General features: G+C 70.8%; 14 protein-coding genes. 7 read left to right on the top strand and 7 right to left on the bottom strand.

The window, feature by feature from the left end; genetic code table 11:
• The 4 genes from K933_RS04250 to K933_RS19185 form a co-directional block, all read left to right on the top strand.
• Positions 1–375 (top strand): amidase family protein (locus K933_RS04250; protein WP_023393455.1); only part of this gene is annotated, 375 nt, incomplete at its 5' end.
• 135 nt (positions 376–510) lie between these two features.
• Positions 511–1242 (top strand): potassium channel family protein, encoded by a 732-nt coding sequence (locus tag K933_RS04245; RefSeq protein WP_049947582.1) that lies wholly within the window; start codon positions 511–513, stop codon positions 1240–1242.
• Between the two features lie 10 nt (positions 1243–1252).
• Positions 1253–2932: a TrkH family potassium uptake protein gene (locus K933_RS04240; RefSeq protein WP_049947581.1), complete on the top strand. Its 1680-nt coding sequence runs from the start codon at positions 1253–1255 to the stop codon at positions 2930–2932.
• A gap of 232 nt (positions 2933–3164) precedes the next feature.
• Positions 3165–3296, top strand: a complete 132-nt coding sequence (locus K933_RS19185) for a DUF7503 family protein (RefSeq protein ID WP_268744619.1) — start codon at positions 3165–3167, stop codon at positions 3294–3296.
• Here the strand turns inward: K933_RS19185 and K933_RS04235 are convergent, their stop codons facing one another.
• From K933_RS04235 to K933_RS04210, 6 genes are all read right to left on the bottom strand, one after another.
• Positions 3297–5303, bottom strand: a complete 2007-nt coding sequence (locus K933_RS04235; RefSeq protein ID WP_023393452.1) for a hypothetical protein — start codon at positions 5301–5303, stop codon at positions 3297–3299.
• Between the two features lie 129 nt (positions 5304–5432).
• On the bottom strand, positions 5433–7058 hold the full coding sequence (locus K933_RS04230; protein ID WP_023393451.1) for a TrkH family potassium uptake protein: 1626 nt from the start codon (positions 7056–7058) through the stop codon (positions 5433–5435).
• Positions 7059–7139: 81 nt separating this feature from the next.
• A complete protein-coding gene (gene trkA, locus K933_RS04225; RefSeq protein WP_023393450.1) occupies positions 7140–8477 on the bottom strand; it encodes a Trk system potassium transporter TrkA in 1338 nt (445 codons plus the stop codon).
• A gap of 78 nt (positions 8478–8555) precedes the next feature.
• The gene (locus tag K933_RS04220; protein WP_023393449.1) at positions 8556–9248 is read right to left on the bottom strand and encodes a DUF4166 domain-containing protein; all 693 of its coding nucleotides are present in this window, start codon (positions 9246–9248) and stop codon (positions 8556–8558) included.
• Positions 9249–9358: 110 nt separating this feature from the next.
• On the bottom strand, positions 9359–10228 hold the full coding sequence (locus K933_RS04215; RefSeq protein ID WP_023393448.1) for an SDR family oxidoreductase: 870 nt from the start codon (positions 10226–10228) through the stop codon (positions 9359–9361).
• Positions 10229–10280: 52 nt separating this feature from the next.
• Positions 10281–10823 (bottom strand): SRPBCC family protein, encoded by a 543-nt coding sequence (locus K933_RS04210; RefSeq protein ID WP_023393447.1) that lies wholly within the window; start codon positions 10821–10823, stop codon positions 10281–10283.
• A gap of 107 nt (positions 10824–10930) precedes the next feature.
• On the opposite strand from K933_RS04210, the gene K933_RS04205 reads away from it, so the two are divergent.
• Positions 10931–12121, top strand: coding sequence for an ABC transporter substrate-binding protein (locus tag K933_RS04205; protein ID WP_023393446.1), 1191 nt, complete (start codon positions 10931–10933; stop codon positions 12119–12121).
• A gap of 67 nt (positions 12122–12188) precedes the next feature.
• Here the strand turns inward: K933_RS04205 and K933_RS04200 are convergent, their stop codons facing one another.
• Positions 12189–13460, bottom strand: a complete 1272-nt coding sequence (locus tag K933_RS04200; RefSeq protein WP_023393445.1) for a glycosyltransferase — start codon at positions 13458–13460, stop codon at positions 12189–12191.
• A gap of 216 nt (positions 13461–13676) precedes the next feature.
• On the opposite strand from K933_RS04200, the gene K933_RS04195 reads away from it, so the two are divergent.
• Together K933_RS04195 and coaBC are read left to right on the top strand one after the other, a co-directional pair.
• Positions 13677–15638 (top strand): ABC transporter ATP-binding protein, encoded by a 1962-nt coding sequence (locus tag K933_RS04195; protein ID WP_023393444.1) that lies wholly within the window; start codon positions 13677–13679, stop codon positions 15636–15638.
• A gap of 109 nt (positions 15639–15747) precedes the next feature.
• Positions 15748–16911, top strand: a complete 1164-nt coding sequence (gene coaBC, locus K933_RS04190) for a bifunctional phosphopantothenoylcysteine decarboxylase/phosphopantothenate--cysteine ligase CoaBC (protein WP_023393443.1) — start codon at positions 15748–15750, stop codon at positions 16909–16911.
• The last annotated feature ends 3 nt before the right edge of the window (positions 16912–16914 follow it).

Raw genomic sequence — 16914 nt, 5'->3', positions numbered from 1 at the left:
TTCGGCGCGGAGGTCAAACGCCGGGTGCTCCTCGGGACGTACGCGCTGTCTGCGGGCTATCACGACAAGTACTACAAGAAGGCGCAGGACGCCCGCGCGTGGGTGAAACGCGACTTCGAGGGCGCGTTCGAGTCGGCGGACGTGCTCGCGACGCCCACGATGCCCGTTTTGCCGCCCGAACGCGGCGAGAGCCTCGACGACCCGCTGTCGTTGTACCTGATGGACGCCAACACGGTGCCGGTCAACCTCGCCAACCTCCCCGCCGTCTCGGTGCCCGCGGGCGAGAGCGCGGGGCTACCGGTCGGGATGCAGTTCGTCGGGCCGGCGTTCGGCGAGGAGACCGTGATCCGCGCCGCGAGCGCGGTCGAGGAGTAGCGTCGGGAGGGCGTCGGCCGTACGGCCGTCGCGTCGTCCCCACGCGACTACCGCGTCGTCCCCACGCGACCGCCGCGTCGCCTCGTCGTCGGCGGAACGGTAGTTTTTCGAGTGCGCACGTTCGACCCCGATTACATGTACCTGGTCATCGTCGGGGGAGGCAACATCGGCACCCCCCTGACCGAGATGGCGACCGTCGGGGGTAACGAGGTGGTCGTCATCGAACGCGACCCGGAGAAGGCCGAGCGGGCGGCCGGCAGGTTCGACTGTCTCGTGGTCAACGACGACGCCACCTCCAAGGAGGTGTTGGAGGACGCCGGCGCCGACCGGGCGGACGCGCTGATCTCGACGACCGACCACGACGCGACCAACGTGATGGTCTGTCTGCTCGCACAGGAACTCGACGTGCCCAACATCGTCTCGGTGGTCCACGACGAGGAGCACATGGGCCTGTTCCGCCGGATCGGTGTGAACACGATGGAGAACCCCCAGCGGCTGATCGCGGAGTACCTCTACCGCGCGGTCAAGCGCCCCTCGATCGTCGACTTCATGCGGATCGGCGAGCACGCCGAGGTGTTCGAGATCCGGATCGGCGACGAGGCCCCCATCGCCGGCAAGACGATACAGGAGGCGACCGACGAGGGGCTGATCGGTCGGGACCTGCTCGTGGTCGCCATCGAACGGTCCGGCGCGAACGACCCCATAACCCCGCGGGGGTCGACGCGGATGGAGGCGGGCGATCTCTGTACCGTCTACTGCGGGCAGGGGGCGACCCCCGAGGTGACCGACGTGTTCGGCCACTACGAGGACCACGCGGCGGGCGAGGTACCCCACCGACTCGACAGCCACGCCGACGGCGGGGAGTGATCCCGCGTCGATGGTCCGCGGGTCACGTCTCGCTAGAGTGACGAGTCACGCCGCGACCGTCGCGCGCGACGTCGGGTCGCTCCTGGTGATGCAGGCGACGATGATGACGGGCTCGGCCGCCGTCGCGCTCGCCTTCCGCGAGTGGTATCCGGCGCTGGCGTTCCTGCTCGCGGGCGGGCTCACGGTCGCCGTCGGCTTCGGCGTGCGGCGGCGGTTCGCCGACGCGTCCAACCCCGAGATGAAACACGGGATGGTGATCGCCGCGGCTGGCTGGCTCACGACCGCGATGTTCGGCGCGCTCCCGTTCCTCTTCGCCGCGTATCTCACCCCCGCCGAGGTGATGGCGACGTTCGTGCCGGCGGGCGCCGATTGGGAGGCGGCGACGGTCGGAGGCGTCACCTCGCAGTCGTCGCTGGTCTACTTCCGGAACCCGCTACACGCGCTGTTCGAGTCGATGTCCGGGTGGACCGGGTCGGGGCTCACGATGGCGATCCACGAGCCGTCGCTGCCGCACGCGTTCCAGTGGTGGCGGTCGTTCATCCAGTGGGTCGGCGGCGTCGGCGTGATCGTGCTCACCGTCTCCATCCTCGCCCGGCCGGGGAGCGGGAGCTACGCGCTCTACCGCGGCGAGGCCCGCGAGGAGCGCATCCACCCGAGCGTGATTTCGACGGTCCGGACGGTGTGGAAGATCTTCCTCGGCTACACCGCGCTGTCGGTGGCGGTGCTGTTCGTCGCGATCTCGCTCAGCGACTACGGCTCGCGACTGCCGCTCTGGGAGGTGGGTTGGCAGGCGCTCAACCACGCCATGACCGGGCTGTCGACCGGCGGGTTCTCCGTGACCGACAACTCGATCGCGACGTACGACTCGCCGCTGATCGAGGGGGTGCTCCTCCCCGTGATGGCGCTGGGGGCGATCGCGTTCCCGGTCCACTACGTCGTCCTCCGCGAGCGGGACCTCTCGTCGCTGTACGAGGACCTCCAGACCCGGTGGCTGTTCACCCTGTTCGCGGTCGGGACGGCCGTGCTCGCGGCGCAGAACGCCGCCACCGTCGCGACGGCCGCGGACGCGTTCACTCCGACCGGGTGGCTGGGTCTCGGCCCCGTCGTCGGTGCGGCCCGCGCCGACGCGTTCCGCGACTCCGCCTTCCAGTTCGTGAGCGCGCTGTCGTGTACCGGCTTCCAGTCGGCGCCGATCGGCGACTGGAGCGCGGGCGGGAAGGTGATCGTCTCGGGCGCGATGGTGATCGGCGGCGCCGCCGGGTCGACCGTCGGCGGGATCAAGATCGTCCGCGCGTACACCGTCGGTCGGGGGATCCGCTGGCAGATCGGTCGGGTGTTCCTCCCCGGGAACGCCGTCGTGAACGTACGGTTCGGCGGCCGGACGCTCGACCGCGAGGAGATGGACCGGGAGTTCGCCGAGGCGTCGATCGTGACCCTGCTGTGGCTGGGCGTGCTCGGGGCGGCGTCGCTCGTGCTCGTCGACCTCGCGGGTCCGGGGTTCACGTACGCCGACGTGCTGTTCGAAGTCGCGTCCGCACAGGGGAACGTCGGGCTCTCGACGGGGATCACCGGCCCCGGGATGCCGTCGCTCGCGGAGGGGATGTTCCTGCTCAACATGTGGGTCGGCCGGCTGGAGATCATCCCGGTGCTCGTCTTCCTCCGGTCGCTGCTGTTCGGGATGGACCCGTAACCGCACGCCCGTAGGTACCGGTTTCTTACCGGTCAGGCAGTCGATACCGCTCCCTACCCCGGCGCCGTAGGGCGATCCTCTCCCGGTCGGTCGTCGACGTGCGTACCGACCCCATCCACTGTGAACTCGGACGGTCTCGATCCGGCAACGAGGTAGTACGTACGTACCTCGCGGCCCGGGTCGGCGTAGGAGGCGTGTAACTTTCTTCCTATGCTACTCTGAAACGAATGCGATGTCAGACAACCCCATCAAGGCGTACCTCGCGGAGCACCCGAAGGCCTGCGGTATCGTGTTCACGATGTGCATGCTACTCGCGAGCGCGAGTAACGCGGCGGCGATCGCCAGCGCCAACAACGGCCCGTAATCACAGCGAGTCGAAGTCGAGTTCGTCCGACCAGCGGAGTTCTAAATCGACGAGAAGCGGGTACCGTCGTCCTTCGGAGACCTCCTCGAACTGTTCCCGAGAGACCCGGTGGTGCGGCGTGACCCCGCCGACGACGTACTGGGTGCCGTCCTCCTCGAACCAGTCGGCGAGGAGGCTCCCGACCCCGAAGTTCCGAGTGGTGTACACGGCGTGGTCGAACTCGACTACGTCGGGAGCGGGTTGGTCGTGCGTGTTCACGACGAGGGCCGTCGGCGTCCCGCTGTTGGCCTGACACAGCGTCACCCCGGCGTCGCCCACCACCGAGTACGACCCGCCGACGACGTGGACCCGCTTGGCCACGTCGAGGACGCCGTGGAGGTCGAACCCGTAGTCGAGTAGCCGCGCCATCGTCCGCCCGACGTTGGTCGCCATGATGTTGCCCACGTCGCTGGTCGTCACCAGCCCGCCGATGGCGCCCGCGCGGACGAGTTGCATCCCCTGGTCGTACGACGAACACGCGTTGAGGAAGAACGCCTTCGCCCCGGTCGACTCCAGCGTGTGGAGGTCGAGGTGGCCGTCGGGGCACTTCATCCCCTCGGGGTCGACGTGGCCGACGAAGTGGAACAGGTCGTGCTCCTCCGCGAGTAGCGCGCGCAACTCGTCGGTCGAGCGGTCGAGTTCGACGTCGATGTCGAACTCCAGGTGGTCGCGGAAGCCGTACAGCCGTTCGGTCTCCTCGCGCATCGACGCCTCGTTACAGACCACGGTCACGTCGATGACGGCCGAGTCGGACGCCCGCTGGTCGAGGCGGTGGCGGTAGGCGTCGACCGTCGGTTTGGACGCGCCGGTTGGGTAGCCGTCGCCGACCCAGACGTGTCCGGAGGTGTCCGTCCGCGCGGGCGAGACGACGCGTTCGTTCGCGCCCGCGCCGCCGTCGGCGTCCGACCCCGCGCGGAAGAACGACTCGATCGAGTCGTCGCCCGCCGCGGAGTCGCCGTGGTCGACCGTCGACGGGTCGCGGACCGACGCCATGTCGTTGACCACGAACGGGAGGAGTTCGGCGCTCTCGGGGGTTGGCTCCACGTCGGCCGTCAGGTGCCACCCCACTAAGTCCGACAGCGGGTCGACCGGCACGTCGAAGTACGCCGCCAGCCGTTCGTCGAGCGGCAGGTCGTACAGCCGCTCGGGGTCGATGTCGACCCGGCGCTCGACGGCCGCCCGTTCGTGGAGGTCGACGTCGTAAAAGCCCTCGGTCCGGACGACACAGTCGAGCAGGAACGCGTGTTCGAGCAGCCGCTGGACCGACTCGAACAGCGGGTCGGCGTCGAGCGGGTACGACCGCCCGGCGGCGCACACCGCCGGCTCGTCGCCCGGAACCACGGTCGCGCCGAGGTAGTACGCGAGCGTCGCGACCGTGTACACGTCGTTCCAGCGGTCGGGGACGACCACCTCGACGCCGGTGTCGGGTGGCTCGGCGAACTCGGGGACCGCCACCTCGTCGCCGAACGCGACCAGCGGCGGGTGCCCGCGGAGGGTGGGGAACGACCGCTCGGGCGAGGTGGTCGCGAGCGCCGACCCGAACGTCGACACCGCGCGCATCAGCCCCCGCGGCGTCTCGGGGACGGTGACGGTGCCCGCCGGCCGGATGTGGAACGACCGCGCGCCGACAGAGACGTCGCGGTCGCCGTCGAACGACAGTTCGGTCCGCCGGCCGTCGTCGACCACCCGGAGCGGCCCCTCCGCGCGGAGGTAGAGCTTCATCGGCGCGGCGGTGACCTGGAACTCGTACGTGCCCGGGCCGAGGTCGACCGTCTCGTCGGGCGCCGTCGTCTCGACGAGGTCACCCCCCTCGTGGACGCAGAGCACGAACGACTGGTAGAACGCCACCCGGTCGGTCCGCACGCGGCACGCCGACTCGACCGGGAAGGTGAACGCGTCGGCGGACGCCGACGCGCGCGGCCCGTCGGCGTCGAGTCGGAGGACGGCGTCCTCGATGTCGTCGCGCACCACCAGGTCCCCCCCGACGTCGGAGAACGCGATCAGTCGACTCCACCCCCCAGCGCCTCCATCGGCCGGTGAGTTCGCTCGGACGAACAAAGGGTTGTCGCCCCGGAGCGGCCGGGGACGCGGAACGTGTCAGCGCCGCCAGTACTCCGGCGTGAGACAGACGAGCACCGGGAGGATCTCCAGCCGGCCGAGCCACATCAACACCACCATCAGCAGCTTCCCCGCCGCCGAGAAGGACCGGTAGCTCCCCATCGGGCCGACGACGCCGAACCCGGGACCGACGTTGCCGAGCGTCGAGGCGGCGGCGCTCATCACCTCGTAGACGGACTGCTCGCCGCCGACGCGCGCGCCGTCCAACAGGAGGAGGAACGCGCCGACGAAGAACAGCACGACGTACAGCAGGGTGAACGCGAAGATGCCGCGCACCGCCCGCTCGTCGACCGCCCGGCCGTTGAGCCGCACCGGCCGGACCGCCTGCGGGTGGCCGGTCGTGAACAGTTCTCGCCGGATCGCCTTCACGATGACCAGCCAGCGCACCATCTTCACCGCGCCGCCGGTCGACCCCGCCGACCCGCCGACGAACATCGCGAACAGTAGGGCGTACTGGGACGCCTGACTCCACGCGTTGAAGTCGGTGCTCGCGTACCCAGTCGTCGTCACGATCGACACCACCTGAAACAGCGCGTGCCGCACCGCCGGCTCCAGGCTGCCGCCGACGCGCTCGGACCACGTCCGGAGGTACTCCGCGTCGTACGTCCCCCCGGCGGGCGCGGCGTCGACGAAGCCGCTCCCCGAGACCAACAGCGTCGCGAGCACCGCGGTGAGCGCCGCCATCACGCCCAGGTAGAAGCGGAACTCCCCGTCGCGCCACAGCCGACGGGGGTCGCCCGTGAGCGCGTGCCAGAACAGCGCGAAGTTGGTGCCCGCCGCGACCATGAACGGGATGATCACCCACTGGACCGCCGCGGAGAACGCCTCGATGCTCCGCGCCTCCGGGGAGAACCCCCCGGTCGGCATCGTCGTCAACCCGTGTGCGACCGCGTTGTACAGCGTCATATTCGGCGCCAGTCCCGGCAGTCCGACCGCCGGCCCGACGACGTGCATCCCGTACAGCAGGGTGATCTCCAGGGCGGTGAACCCGACGTACGCCCCCCACAGCACCCGGGCGGTCTCGGCGATCCGCGGGGTGAGTTTCTCGATGCCCGGGCCGGGCGCCTCCGCGTCCATGAGCTGTGCACCCCCGACGGAGAGTTCGGGGAGGATGGCGACGGCGAGGACGACGATCCCCATCCCGCCGAGCCACTGGGTGAGCTGTCGCCACAGCAGCACCCCGCGGGTGTGGCCGTCGAACGAGATGTCGCCGACGACCGTCGCGCCGGTCGTGGTGAACCCCGACATCGACTCGAACAGCGCGTTCGCGGGGCGGGCGAGCGACGACCCCGGCCGCGCGGCCGGCGCCACGCCGGGGACGCCGTACGCCTCGATCAGGTACGGGACCGCGCCGACGCACGCGACCGCCAACCAGGTGAGAGCGACCATGAGAAACCCCTCTCGGGCGCCCAGATCCGGGTCAGGGTCGAGCCGTTCGAGTCCGCCCCCGACCACCACCGCGAGCAGGACGGCGACGACGAACGGCGCGACCGTCTCGCCGTAGTACAGCGAGACGACCAGCGGCGCGAACAGCGGGACCGAGAGGTACCGAACGACGGTGCCGACCAGGCTCAGGCTGGCGCGGTAGTCGACGCGGACGTTCACGCCCGGAACGGGCGCGGGCGGCGGTTTGAACCTGCCGTTCTCCTCCGGTCGGTCCGCGGTCCGTCGGGCCGGCTCACGGGCTCACAGACGCGGGGTGACCTCGTCGGCGACGTCGGCGTCGGCGAACACGACGACGCGGTCACCGGGTTCGACGACCGTCTCCCCGCGGGGGACGACCAGGCTGTCGCCGCGGGTGATCGCGCCGATGACCAGCCCCTCGGGCAGGTCGGCGATCGACTCCTGGATGGAGCGGTTCGCGAGCGCGCTGTCGGCGTCGATCTCGATTTCGATCACCTCCGCGCGGTCGGACTCGATGATCGCGACGTTCTCGGCGCGGCCCTCGCGTGTAAAGCGGGTTATCTCCTCGGCGACGACCGCCCGCGGGCTGACGCCGATGTCGATGCCGACCGTCTCGAACAGGTCGACGTAGGCGGTCTGGTCGACGACCGCGACGGTGCGCTCGACGCCCAGCCGCTTGGCGAGCAGACACGACAGCAGGTTCTTCTCGTCGGAGTCGAGCGCCGCCACCAGCACGTCCGCCTCGCCGACGTGTTCGCGTTCGAGAAAGCCCACGTCGGTCGCGTCCGACTCCATCACGACCGTCCCGGGGAGTTCCTCCGCGAGCGAGCGGGCGCGGTCGGGGTCGCGCTCGACCAGTCGGGGGTCGAACCCGCGCTCCTCCAGCAGGCGGGCGGTGTGGTAGCCGATCTCGCTGCCGCCGACGACCACCACCTCCTCGTTGGTGCCGACGTGCTCGTGGGGGGCGACGTCGGCGGCGAACTCGCGGACGCTCTCGGGGCTGCCGATCACGACCACGCGGTCGCCGACGTCGATTGGGGTCTCCCCGCGCGGGATCACCACGTCGTCGTCGCGCAACAGCGCCGCGAACGTCAGCGAGTCGAACCGGTCGGCCTCGCTCACGGTCTGGTCGGCGATGGGGCTGTCCTCGCCCACCTCGAACTCGGCCATCTGGACGCGACCGTCCGCGAACGGGTCGACGTCGCGGGCGGCCGGCAGGCCGATCAAGCGAACGATGGACTCCGCGGTGAGGAGGTTCGTACACACCATGAAGTCGATGCCGAAGGCGGTGCCCGACCGCTGCCAGGTGTTGAGGAACTCGGTGTTCTTGATGCGCGCGATGGTGAACGCCTGACAGGTCGCCTTCGCGGTCGAACACGCGACGATGTTGGTCTCGTCGTCGTCGGTCGTCGCGATCACCATGTCGGCCTCGTGGATGCCCGCCTCCTCGAGCGTCGAGATGGCGGTGCCGTCGCCGCTGACGGTCAGCACGTCCAGCCGGTAGGTCAACTCCTCACACCGGCTCGGGTCGGACTCGACGATCACCACGTCGTGGCTGTCGTCGAGGTCCGCGGCGATGGACTCGCCGACCTGCCCCGCCCCGATGATCAGGACGCGCACGGCGGCGTCACCTCGGTCATGGACGTACGAGTCGAGCGGGGCGTATCAGGATTCCGGATCCCCGTGCGGCCCGCCCGCTCACCCGTCGGTCCCGGGAAGGGGAACCCCGCCGAGCGACGACCCGACCCGGTCGTCCCCGGTCGCGCGGAACTCGTTTTCGAACCGGCCGCGGTAGCCGAAGACCGGACCGACCGGGGCCAAAATCGGGGTGGTTATCTCCGCTTCGACCCGGAACTCGTCGGCGTCGTCGTCGTACCGGTCGCGGAGGGTGCCGCGCGCCGAGAGGAGGCCGGGGAGCGGGAGGAACCGGTCGCCGGCGCGGAGCCACTGGTCGCCGACCCGGAGCGCGAGCGCGTCGCCCTCGACGCCGAGGTGGACGTCGGCGACGACCGCGCCGTGGTGGCCGAAGTAGTCGGCGAGACAGCCCCGCTCGGGGTTCCACCGGAGGGTGTCGACGAACTCCCGCGGCGGGTCGGTGTCGAACCGCCGGCGGAGGAACAGCGCCTCCCGGCCCGCGTCGTCGACGAACGCCTCGGCGGCGACGGTGAAGGGGACGTGGGTCCCGGCCTCGGGGAAGAGGAAGTCGTCGAGCGTCCCGAGCCACAGCGCCGGCAGCGCGAGGGGGTTCCGGTCGACCCGGTCCATCACGCCGCGGCCGACGGCGGTCCGGCCGTCGCCCGCGGTGAGGCCGTACCGCTCGCGGATCGCCGGGTGGAGGTCGTCCCAGTCGTCGCCGAGCGCGCGCTCGAACAGCCCCGTCACCGTCGCCACCGCCGAACCGCGGATGTAGGGTGAGTGATGTGCCCGCGTACACGCCGGTCCGCCATTACTGTTCGGTGCCGACGACCGGAGCGTCGGCGTCTCCGGCCGGCGGTCGGCGCCTACCGCCGGAGGTACTCGCGCAGGCGGAGCATCGCCGCCTCGTCGACGCCGAACGCGCCGACGTCGTTGTCGGCGACGGTGTTGTCGAGTCGGAGGACGCGGTACTGGTCGAGACCGAACGGGACCCACGGGAGCAGTTCGGCCGCGCCGAACGCGACGGCGGCGGCCGGGAGCGGCACCGGCACGACGAGACGGACGCGCCGGACCAGCCGCGCGAGTTCCGCGAGCGTGAGCACCTCCGGCCCGCCCAAGCGGTACACCCGGCCGACGTGGCGGGCGTCGGTCACGCCGTCGGCGAGCATCGGTGCGAGGTCGCCGACCCACAGCGGCTGGAGCCGCATCGCGTCGCCGCCGCCGGGGAGGAACGCGACCCCCGGCGGGACGACCGACCGGACGAACGGGAGGATCGCACAGCCGTCGCCGAAGACGACCGACGGGCGGTACACCACCCACTCGAGGTCGGAGCGCCGGACCAGCCGCTCCGCGCGGCGCTTGGCCGCGAAGTAGGCGGTGTGGGCGCCGCCGTCGACGCCCAGCCCGCTGATCTGGACGAACCGGTCGACGCCGCGCTCCCCGCAGGCGCGGACGAGGTTGCGCGTCCCCCCGCGGTGGACGGCGTCGTGGCTCCGACCGCGCGGCTGGACGTGCGAGGGGAGCGCCACCAGGTTGACGACCGCGTCGTGGCCCGCCACCGCGTCCGAGAGGTGGTCCGGGTCGGTCACGTCGACGGCGGCGGTGTCGACGCCCGGCGGGAGTCCGCTCGGGTCGGGCGACCGCGACGCCGCGGTGACGGCGTGGCCGCGGTCGGCCAGCACCGCACACAGCGACCGGCCGACGAACCCCGTCCCCCCGGCGACGAACACGTTCACGGTCGGGGGTCGGCCGGCGGCGGGATAAGCGGGTCCATCGGCCGCGCCGCGCTCAGAGCTCCGCGGAGTTCGTGTCGACGTCGAGCCTGACCGGCCGGTCGCGCCCCTCCAGGTCGCGGACCGCGCGTTTCACGACCCGCTCGGCCTCCTCGCGCACCAGCGGCGTGACCTTGTCGAGCACCCAGCCGAACGACACCATCGCGGGCAGCGACACCGCGGAGGCGTCGGCCGACTCGGCGTCGAACTGCACCTCGAACCGCACCTCACACCCCGATTCGGCGTCGGCGGGCGCGTCCGCGGGGAGCGAATCGAGGGGGTCGATCTGCCACGCGCCGTGGGCGTCGATGTCCTTCACGACCCGCCAGTCGATCCGGTAGGGCGGGTCGACGTCGGTCACCTCCGAGTGGGCGGTGTAGGTGAGCTTCCACCACGAGAAGCGCATCGCGTACCGGCTCCCCGCGCCGCCGTCGCCGCCGGTCCGTTCGACCGAGTCGAGGTACTCCGAGTAGCGCTCGTAGCGGGGGAACTCCAGGAGGAACTCGTACACCGTCTCCGGGTCGGCGTACACGTCGGTCGAGACGACGAGTCGGTCCATGCGGGCGGGTCCGGGGCGAATCGGGTAAGCGTTCCGGGCCGCCGCCGTATCGTTCGGCTCGCCTAAACTCCGATGGCCTTTTGTCGGTTTAGGCTAGCCCAATCCGTATGGACCACGCACCGAACCGACGGCGGTTCCTCGGCGCGAGCGCCGGACTGGTGGCTGCGCTGGCCGGGTGTGCCGGCGGCGACGGGACGACGACCGACGCGGGCGACGGCGGCGCGGCGTCGACCGCGGCCACGGGGACCGACACGGCGACCGACACTTCGACCGAGACCGAGGCGTCGGAGACGGACGCGGCGTCCGGCAGCTACACGGTGTCGATGGAGCCGGTCGGCGACGTGACGTTCGAGTCGGTGCCGGAGGTCTGGGTGGCGAACAACGGCAGTTGGGGCGACATGGGTGTCGCGCTCGGACGCGACCAGCCGCTCGGTGTCTGGCTCCCCAGCCGGTGGCACACCCAGTACTACGACGACATCCCCGACGTGAGTGTCGACCAGGAGGCGCTCCAACAGCTGTGGGGCGACAGCGGCGTCGACAAGGAGCGGTTCTACGAGATGGACGCCGACGTCCACGTGATGGACCCCAACTTCCTCATGAACCGGGGGTCGTGGGAGCAGTCCGACATCGACGAGATCGTCGAGAACGTCGGCCCCTTCTACGGCAACAGCATCTTCTCGACGGGCTACGCCTGGCACGAGGACTACCAGTACTACACGCTGTACGAGGCGTTCGAGAAGGTGGCCGAGATGTTCCAGGAGACCGAGCGCTACGAGGCGTTCAGCGCGCTCCACGACGAGTTCCTCACCCGCGTCTCGGACGTCGTCCCCGACGAGGGCGCGCGGCCCGGCGTGGCGGTCATGTGGGCGAGCGGCGACGAACCGGAGACGTTCTCGCCGTACCTGGTCGGCGACGGGACGAGCTTCAAGCAGTGGCGCGACCTGCAGGTCGACGACGCGCTCGCGAACACGGACGTGCGCGACTTCCACGCCAACCGCGGCGAGGTCGACTACGAGACCCTCCTGGAGATCGACCCGGACGTGCTGTTGCTCCGCGGTCACGAGGCCCAGACCGCCGAGGAGTTCGACGACACGGTCGTCGAGTTCATGCGGAACCACGAGGTGGCGAGTTCGCTCACCGCCGTCGAGGAGGGCGACGTGTACCGCGGCGGACCGCTGTACCAGGGTCCCATCTCGAATCTCGTCTTGACCGAACGGGGCGCCAGCCAACTGTACGGCGTCGAGGAGGAACTGTTCGACCGCCAGCGCGTCGCCGACATCGTCACCGGCGAGTTCTGACCGCGGCGGTCGAGCGCCGCCGGCGCGGCCGCTACGGCCGGCTGAGGTGCCGATGGCGCGGTCGGCGTCAGTCCTCGAACGCGGTCGGATGGACGCCGTCGGCCGACTCGCGCACCAGCCGTTCGGTGCCGTCGTGGTCGCTGAGGTCGCCGGTCGCGAGGCCGGGGTTGACCGCCTCGACCGTCTCGGGGGGAACCTTCTCGGTCACCTCGAACTCCTCGACCGGGCGCAAGATTCCCCACAGCGACCCCGCGGAGTGTGCGACCACGGCGACCGGCGTGAGTGTGAGAAACAGCGGCCACAGAAGCGGACTCTTCCGGTAGGCGCGGACGCCGAGGAGCATGTAGACGAACAGCATCCCGAGCAGCGCCGTCGAGAGGAGCCCGTACGCCGTGGCGCTCGACGGGGCGTCGAACGCGCCGAAGGCGCCGAACGCGAGCGACGGGGCGTCGAGCGCGAGCAGCGACGCGGCGACGAGCACCGGCACGAACGGGGAGAACGCCCACGCGACGACCCGCGTAGCGTACAGCGGCCGGTACCGGAGCGGGAGGAGGTGGTCGTCGGCGACGGTCCCCGACATCCACCGCCGTCGCTGCCGGAGCATCGCCCGGATCGAGGGAGGCGCTTGGTTGCGGAACCGCTTGTCCAGGAGGCGGTAGTCGACGTCTCGGACCGACGCGGCGTACCAGAGGAAGTTGGTGTCCTCGGTGAGCGTCCGTCGGTCCCACCCGAGTTCCGACTCGACGTCGTGTCGAACCGCGAACCCGCCGCCCCACGCGTACAGCGGGTAGCGCAGGCGGTGGAAGCCGAACTGCTCGAACTGGTAGCCGACCCGGAACACCTCACAGAGGTACGCCAGCCGCGACCCGGTGTAGATGGGCTTCTCGGTGAACTGCACGACGTCGGCGTCCGGCAGGCCCGTGAACTCGGTGACGACGGTGTCCTCGTCGAGGTAGAGGACGTACTCCCTATCGCAGTCGACGTGCCGGCGCGCCCACTCGACCGCCCGGCCCTTGTTCGTCGCCCGGCAGTCGAACGCGTCGGGGACGACGTGGACCGTCGCGCCGTCGACGTCGACCCCGCGTTCGGCGACCACACGAACGTCCGCGACGCCGTCGGGAATCGCGTCGACGGTGCCCTGCACCACCGCCTCGGCGTCGACCGTCAGCACGCGGACCTGCACCTCGTCGAGCCCCCACGCCTCCTCGTCGCCCGCCCGCCACCCGCGGGCGAGTACGGTGGTCTCGACGAGCCACCAGAGCGCCGACAGCCCGTAGACGACGAGCAGCCCCCACAGCAGCAGCGCCACACCCGACCGGACCGACAGGAGTTCGACCACGGTCGCCCCTCGCGGGAGACCGTCGATAAGTCCGTCCGTCCGGTTATCGCCGGTGGTAGCGTCGGGGGCGCGTCGGTCGACTGGTGGCTCGCGTCGTCCGTCGAGTCCCCGGTCGCTCGGGGGCCGCCCTCCCGGCCGACGGTGCCGTTCGCCGGGCGTCCGCGCCCGTCGAGCCGGGGAACATAAGGTCGCGCGTCGTGTTTCGAATCGTAACGAATGAGTGCCGACGAGGAGAGCGTCTTCGACGTCTACCGCGACCGGGTCGACCGGCCGCTCTACCGGCTGTTCACGGAGTACGGTCTCGACGAGTGGCCGTGGCTGGTGGTCGGGATGGTCGGCAACGTCGTCGCCCGGGTGTCGAGTCTGCTCCCGGCGGTGGTGCTCGGGGCGGCCATCGACAGCGCGCTCGACGGCGACGAGGCGTACGAACTGCCGCTGGTCCCCGCGAGCCTCCTCCCGACGAACGCACCCGACATCGAACAGTTCTGGTTCTCCGTCGGGCTGATCGTGGCGTCGTTCCTCGTCACCGCGGTGCTCACGTGGGTGTACGGCGTCTCCGCCAACAACTTCGCCCACCGCGTGATGCACGCGGTCCGGACCGACTCGTACACGAAGATGCAGGATCTGGACATGTGGTTCTTCGACGACAAGCAGACGGGCGAGGTGATGTCGGTGCTCAACAACGACGCCACCAACCTCGAACGCTTCCTCGACGACGCGCTCCAGAACTCCGTCCGCATCGGCGTGATGCTGCTCGGCATCGGCGTCGTCCTCTTCTTGGAGAACGCCCAACTCGCGTTCGTCACGCTCGTCGCCGTCCCGGTGATGGTGGCGTTCACCTACTGGTTCATGAAGACGGTCGAGCCGCGGTACGTCGCCCAACGGGAGGCGGTGGCCGACCTCAACACCCGGCTGGAGAACGCGGTCGGCGGGATGGAACTGGTCAAGACCACCGGCACGGAGACGTACGAGACCGAACGGGTCGAGGACACCTCCTACGACTACTTCCGGAAGACGCTGGCGATGCTCCGGCTCAACTACGTCTACCGGCCGGGGATGGAACTGCTCGCTGGCGTCTCGTTCGGCGTCACGTTCGTCGTCGGCGGTCTCTGGCTCATCACCGGCGCCGCGCCGGGGCCGCTCTCGGGAGAGTTGACCGCTGGCGCGTTCGTCACGTTCATCCTGCTCTCCCAGCGGTTCGTCACGCCGCTCGCGGAGGTGTCGAACATCGTCTCGCAGTACGAGAACGCGAAAGCCTCCTGCGAGCGCGTGTTCGGGTTACAGGACATCCCCCGGCGGGTCACCGACGAGCCCGACGCCGTGGAACTCGACGACGTGGACGGACGCGTCGAGTACGACGGCGTGAGCTTCCGGTACGCCGAGAGCACGGACGCCGCGGCGGGCGTCGAGGGCGACGCCGAGACGGTGATCCGGGACGTGAACTTCGAGGTCGAACCCGGGAACACGCTCGCGCTCGTCGGCCCGACGGGCGCGGGGAAGTCGACGCTGTTGAAGTTGCTCCTCCGGCTGTACGACGTCAGCGACGGGGCGGTCCGCGTCGACGGCCACGACGTGCGCGACGTGACCGCCCGCAGCCTCCGGCGGTCGATCGGCTACGTCTCGCAGGACACCTACCTGTTCGACGGCTCGGTCGCGGAGAACGTCCGCTACGGCCGGTTCGACGCGAGCGACGAGGCGGTCCACGACGCCGCCCGCGCCGCCGAGGCGCACGAGTTCATCACCAACCTCCCCGACGGCTACGACACCCAGATCGGCGAGCGCGGCGTGAAGCTGTCGGGCGGCCAGCGCCAGCGGCTCTCCATCGCGCGGACCGTCCTCCAGGACCCCGAGATCCTCGTGCTCGACGAGGCCACGTCGTCGGTCGACACGGAGACGGAGATGCTGATCCAGCGGTCGCTCGACACCCTGGCCGCCGACCGCACCACGTTCATCATCGCCCACCGGCTGTCGACCGTGCGTGACGCCGACGGGATCATCGTGTTGGAGGACGGCGAGGTGGTCGAACGCGGCACCCACGACGACCTGCTCGCGGAGGACGGCCTGTACGCCAAGCTCTGGGGCGTCCAGGCGGGCGAGATCGAGTCGCTCCCCGAGGAGTTCGTCGAGCGGGCGCGCGCCCGACAGGCCGAGACGGTCGTCTCGGGGAACGACGACTGAGCGGCGACCCGGCGGCGGTCGACCGCGACCCGCCCGTCGCCGGGCGGCGGCGGACGGCGGTGGCGACGCCGGGGTTCACTTTTACCACGTTCCCCCGCAAACTCCGGGCATGAGCGACCTCCTCGCGGGCGCGAACGTCGCGCTCGGCGTCTCGGGCAGTATCGCGGCGGTCACGACCGTCGAGTTGGCCCACGAACTCCGGCGGCGCGGCGCGTCCGTCCGCGCGGTGATGACCGACGCCGCCCGCGGTATCGTCCACCCGTGGGCGGTCGAGTTCGCGACCGACCACGACGTGGTGACCGAACTCACCGGCCGGGTCGAACACGTCGAACTGTGCGGCCGCGACGGCTGGGCGGACGTGCTGTTGCTCGCGCCCGCCACCGCGAACACGGTGGGGAAGGTCGCCGCCGCCGTCGACGACACGCCCGTGACGACCTGCGCGACCACCGCGCTCGGGGCGGGCGTGCCGGTCGTAGTCGCGCCGGCGATGCACGAGCCGATGTACGACCACCCCGGCGTGTCGGACGCGTTCGACCGGGTGGAGTCGTGGGGCGTCCGCTTCGTCGACCCGCGGATCGAGGAGGGGAAGGCCAAGGTCGCCTCCGAGGGGGCCATCGTGACGGAGACGGCGCGCGCGGCGGGTGATTGCCCCCTGGACGGGCGGCGGGTGGTCGTCACGTCGGGCGCGACGAGCGAGCGGGTCGACCCGATACGCGTGTTGACCAACCGGGCGTCGGGCCGGACGGGCCGGGCGGTCGCCCGCGCGTGTCGCGCCGCGGGCGCGGACGTGACGCTACTCCACGACGGGCCCGACGTGCCGTACGCCGACGGCCGGCGGGTGGAGTCGGCCGCCGAGATGACCGACGCCGCCGTCGACGCCTGCGCGGGCGCCGACGCGCTGGTGTCGGCCGCGGCGATATCGGACTACACGGTCGCGGCGAGCGACGAGAAGATCCGGTCGGGCGCGGAGTCGCTGACGCTCGAACTCGAACCCACCCCGAAACTGCTCGACACCGTCCGCGAGGCGTACCCCGACCTCGCGATGGTCGGGTTCAAAGCCGAAAGCGAGGGCGACGACGACGCGCTCGTCGACCGCGCGCGGGCGACGCTCGACCGCGCGGGACTGGCGTTCGTCGTCGGCAACGACGCGGGCGTGATGGGCGAGGCGGGGACGCGGGCGCTCGTGGTCCGCGCCGACTCCGTCGCCGAGTACGAGGGGTCGAAACTCGGACTCGGGGTCCGCGTGGCCGAGGAGTTGGCCGCCGAGTTGTGACCC

The sequence above is a fragment of the Candidatus Halobonum tyrrellensis G22 genome (assembly GCF_000495475.1).
Classification (GTDB): domain Archaea; phylum Halobacteriota; class Halobacteria; order Halobacteriales; family Haloferacaceae; genus Halobonum; species Halobonum tyrrellense.
This window is presented reverse-complemented; position numbering and strand designations above follow the sequence as displayed.